This is a genomic window from Thiomonas sp. (genome assembly GCF_054608695.1).
On record NZ_JBTRXV010000175.1, the window covers coordinates 1 to 3,932 of the forward strand.

Consider the following 3,932-nt stretch of genomic DNA (forward strand, 5'->3'; position numbering starts at 1 on the left):
ATGGCATTCCTGCCGCCGTACTCGCCAGACTTGAATCCCGTGGAATACCTGTGGGCCTGGCTCAAGCGGCATGCCCTGGCCAACTTCTGCCCTGCCAACCTCGACGAGCTCAACCTCACCGCGCGCAACAAGCTCAAGAGCGCGCAACACCGCCCGTCGATCATCGCCGCTTGCTGGGTCCAGGCCGGGCTCTGGTGATGTCGCCATTTACGGAAAGCTCAATAAGACTCTAGCAAGGAATATTGCATTTCTTTCTTGAAACCGCCGGAGCCAGCCTGTGAGCCATTGTTCGCAGGCTGACGCCCTCAGCTTTCCAGATCTCGATACGCATGCGCTCTTGCGGTTGAAAGTTGTCGGTACGTCGCCCTTTGCGTTCACAACACCTGACAGGACGGCAAGGCGTTGCACTTCAGATTTGAGGCCGCCACGCTACATTACGTGCGCAAATATGCCGCCAACCTATGCACGGAATCCGAGTTCAGTTTTGGTGCTCAGAACCTCCCTTATCGTCAATGCCACGATGCTTTTCGGATGAAGGTTCTGTAGATAATATTTACGATTATCTAGCATCATCTGCAATCGAAATTTCTCGTCGTTCATGAGGCGACGGACTTGCTCAACGCACTCATCAGCGGTGCGAAAAGAAAGGTAATTAACTCCGTCAATAAAATCCCCCGGCAATTTAACTTCAATTTCTTCACTTACAATAGCTCTAGAAAACGCAACATATTCTGCCATCTTCCATCCGATCGATCCATGCAACCCAGCAGTTGCCACGCAGATGGCATTTGCCCGGAGAAGTTTTAAGTAATTTTGTCTGGCATGCGAATTATTCCTTAATATCAAATCGGGGTATTTTTTTCTGGCATGCTCAGTTGGTGCAAAACCTCCGACGAATCTTTCTCCAAAAGCGTCCCTGAGCTTACTAATACAACTGGCGCGCATCTGATTAATGGCATCCCTATCAGCTTGTCGTTTAGTATCAATGCTTGTTGAATTCTGATTAGGGTCCCAAGTCCTCGCCATAAACAGAACGCTTCCTGGCGCTTCTACGGGTGGAGGTGCCTCCATCCTTCGCAAGCTCGGAATAAATTGCCAAAGATCTGCCAATCCTGTTGCCCAACCCATGCCAGTCAAAAACTCCCTCGCATTTTTTGAAAGAAATGATCGGCGAAGGGCAAATAAGTCGACCGGATTAGCTGCAACTTCATAATTTAAGCCATATGGACGAATCTTATGCAGACCGATGAATGTTTTTGAAAATTTATCAGGATAAAAACTTCTTTTGAAGTAGAAGTCGTGATCATGCAACGCCTCTTCGTCAACTTCCCAGCTATCGTGCATATCGTAATATACACGATACTTCCCGTTTATAATTGCGGCGCAATGCGCTAGCCGCGCATCACGCAAATGAGGTTCAACAGAAACCCGCAAACTTGGCCTTTTTTTCAGGCGCTGCACAAGCTTGATTTCCCCGGCAGCATGAAGAGCGCTAAACCCTGTATATAGTTGTTGTAGATGGCCTGAGTTGGATTGAGCAAAAATCTCGACCGAAGGTAAGGCTAGGTTTTTTTCTGGCATTGCAATACCTCCTGAGAAACAAACTCACGATCGGGGCATCAAGCTGAGGCCTTAGCGGGCTGGGGTGTGATGACGAACCCCAGGTCTGCGGCACGGCGCTTGAGCGCGGCGATGGAACGCTGGCGTTGCTGCTCTTCATAGCGTTGCTGGCCCTGATCGACGTAGTCCTCGCCGCGGGTGAGCATGAAGTAGATCATTCTGGCAAGCTTGTGGGCCACAGCGGTGTTCGCGCGCGGCTTGTCCATGCGTGCGCACAGGCGGCGGTAAAAGGCGCCCAGAGCCGAGCTGCTGCGCGACAGACGCATGGCGGCCATCTTGAGCGCTTGGCGCACGCGGTTGCTCGATCGTCTGGTGCGTGCCGACAAGACCTTGCCGCCGCTGATTTTGGTCCCCGGGCACAGGCCGAGCCAGGAACAGAAGTGCTTGACACTGGCGAAGCGGCTCAGGTCGGGGCCGATCTCCGAGAGCACCGTCAGCACCGAGGTCACCGCCAAGCCGTTGATGCGGGTGAGGTCTACCCCGGCCCAGCGCGCCAGCGCTGCGCGCAGATCGAAGGCCGGCGTGTTCTTGCCCGCCCGCTTGGACGGGCCTTCGAGCTTGACCTCATGCGTGCCCCGTGCGTCCAGCAATGCGTCGATCTTGGCGTTGCATTCACCCAGGCGTTGAGCCAGGCTGTCGTACATCGCCAGGGCTTGCCCGAGCACAAACAGGTGTTCCTCGCGCCAGTTACCCGTGAGCGCGCGCTCGATGTCGGCCGTGCTGGCCTTCACGCGTGCGTGGCGGTGCCGCGCCAACGCTGCCGGGTCGCGCTCACCGGCGACGATGTCACGGATGATCGCCTGGCCCGTCACCCCCATCACGTCGGTGAGGACCTCGCCGAGCTGAATGTTCATCTGCACCAGTGCTTTTTGCATGCGCAGCACCCATGCGGCCTGCTCGGCCAGCAAAACCTCGCGCTGGCGCGCCACGGCTCGCACTACGCATACCGCCTGCGACGGCCGGAACGCGGCGCGCAGCAGTCCCAGGCTCATCAACTTCTGCAGCCACTGGCAGTCCTGCACGTCACTCTTGCGCCCGGGTACGTACTTCATCTGTCGCGCGTCCACCAGCCAGACCTGCAGGCCATGCTGCTCCAGCACCTCGTACACGGGGATCCAATACACACCCGTGGATTCCAGTGCAACCGTGTCGACCCCGCATTGCGGCAGCCAATCGGCCATCGCATGCAGATCGTCGGTCATCGCACCAAACTCCCGCACCGAGTCCTCAGCCGCATCGGTGGAAACCGCCACCCAGTGACTCGATCCGCCCACATCGATCCCCGCCGCATGGGGGTACACCTCGTCCACTTCACGCTTGCGCATCGCCATCATCTGCTCCAGAATCGCCCATGAACGGCAGCGCCATGGGAGGCGTCGCAATCGACTCGATCTCCTGAACGGGATGCGCTTGCTTGCGCTCACCACTGTCACCGACGACTCCCGGACCATGCTCTCAAACGGGCTCGCACCACGGCGGCGGTCACCGCCGCGCGCTCGCACCAATGCGTAATCGGTCATCCCGGCGCTGCCGTTCACCTTGTAGCGCATCTCGCGTCACCCCGTTTCTCTGCCTACACCGGGCCCCGCGTGGGGCCTGGGATGCTCTCTAGTAAGCCGATAAAATCCATAACGACGCTTCCGCAAATTTGACAGGGGACTAAATTTTTCGCCTTGCCAAGAGCGCAAACACTCTTTGTTATTGATTACACAGCCGTCAATGCAGCCTCTCAGTTTTTCTACGATGATGTTCACCGCGGCGCCCGCCATAGCGCGCAAAAGGCTGCCGTCCGCATCGATACCGAATATGCGCCTTCAACCCGAAGTTCCACTGGTTGCCTTTGGTCGTCAGGTACATCTCCAGATCGCGCTTGCCTTCGGGGCTCTTGGTCGAACTCAGTAATTCGATCAGGGTGGCATTCATTGCCGCGACCTCCTGCAACGGCAGTCCGCGCTGGGCCCGTTCGGCATTGGCCGTAGCCACTATCTGCACGGCCAAGTCACGCTTGTCGTGAAAAAACGTGATTCGCGTGATCACCTTTGGCGCAAAAGCGGCGCAGCATGGACTTCGTTTTTCGCGCACACCGGGTTCATTCATGGGGATTGAGGGTACTCAGAACGCCCCTGCGTTGTATCCGCCATTGGCATGCATGAAGCCGGTATTGGCGAGATTGGTTGTGTAGCTGCTTTGTGCCATGCCGGCGCCGATGACTGGCGAGCCTGGGGCGGGGTGTGCATTTGCCGGATCGTAGGGCGACAGACCTGTGTTGTAAGGCGTCGTGGCTGGCGCTTGGAACTGATTCACGCCGACAA

5 protein-coding genes and 1 pseudogene are annotated in these 3,932 nt (G+C 56.8%); 1 reads left to right on the plus strand and 5 read right to left on the minus strand.

Features of this window, described 5'->3' with window-relative positions; all coding sequences use genetic code 11:
* On the plus strand, positions 1–198 hold a 198-nt coding region (locus ACYCUK_RS23730; RefSeq protein ID WP_461597049.1), incomplete at its 5' end, for a transposase.
* Between the two features lie 58 nt (positions 199–256).
* On the opposite strand, the pseudogene ACYCUK_RS23735 reads toward ACYCUK_RS23730, so the two are convergent.
* The 5 genes and pseudogenes from ACYCUK_RS23735 to ACYCUK_RS23755 form a co-directional block, all read right to left on the minus strand.
* Positions 257–362, minus strand: a pseudogene (locus ACYCUK_RS23735) (helix-turn-helix domain-containing protein); the annotation flags it as partial.
* Between the two features lie 97 nt (positions 363–459).
* Positions 460–1,581 (minus strand): glycosyltransferase, encoded by a 1,122-nt coding sequence (locus ACYCUK_RS23740; RefSeq protein WP_461597050.1) that lies wholly within the window; start codon positions 1,579–1,581, stop codon positions 460–462.
* 38 nt (positions 1,582–1,619) lie between these two features.
* Positions 1,620–2,951 carry an IS110 family RNA-guided transposase gene (locus ACYCUK_RS23745; RefSeq protein WP_461597051.1) on the minus strand — a complete coding sequence of 444 codons (1,332 nt, stop codon included), beginning with the start codon at positions 2,949–2,951 and terminating at the stop codon, positions 1,620–1,622.
* Positions 2,952–3,336: 385 nt separating this feature from the next.
* Complete coding sequence (locus ACYCUK_RS23750) at positions 3,337–3,717, minus strand: hypothetical protein (RefSeq protein ID WP_461597052.1); 381 nt, start codon at positions 3,715–3,717, stop codon at positions 3,337–3,339.
* 15 nt (positions 3,718–3,732) lie between these two features.
* Positions 3,733–3,932 (minus strand): hypothetical protein (locus ACYCUK_RS23755; RefSeq protein ID WP_461597053.1); only part of this gene is annotated, 200 nt, incomplete at its 5' end.

Coding starts and splice junctions, on each gene's coding strand:
- ACYCUK_RS23745 (WP_461597051.1), bottom strand. CDS start 2,951: ATGGCGATGCGCAAGCGTGAAGTGGACGAGGTGTACCCCCATGCGGCG.
- ACYCUK_RS23740 (WP_461597050.1), bottom strand. CDS start 1,581: ATGCCAGAAAAAAACCTAGCCTTACCTTCGGTCGAGATTTTTGCTCAA.
- ACYCUK_RS23750 (WP_461597052.1), bottom strand. CDS start 3,717: ATGAATGAACCCGGTGTGCGCGAAAAACGAAGTCCATGCTGCGCCGCT.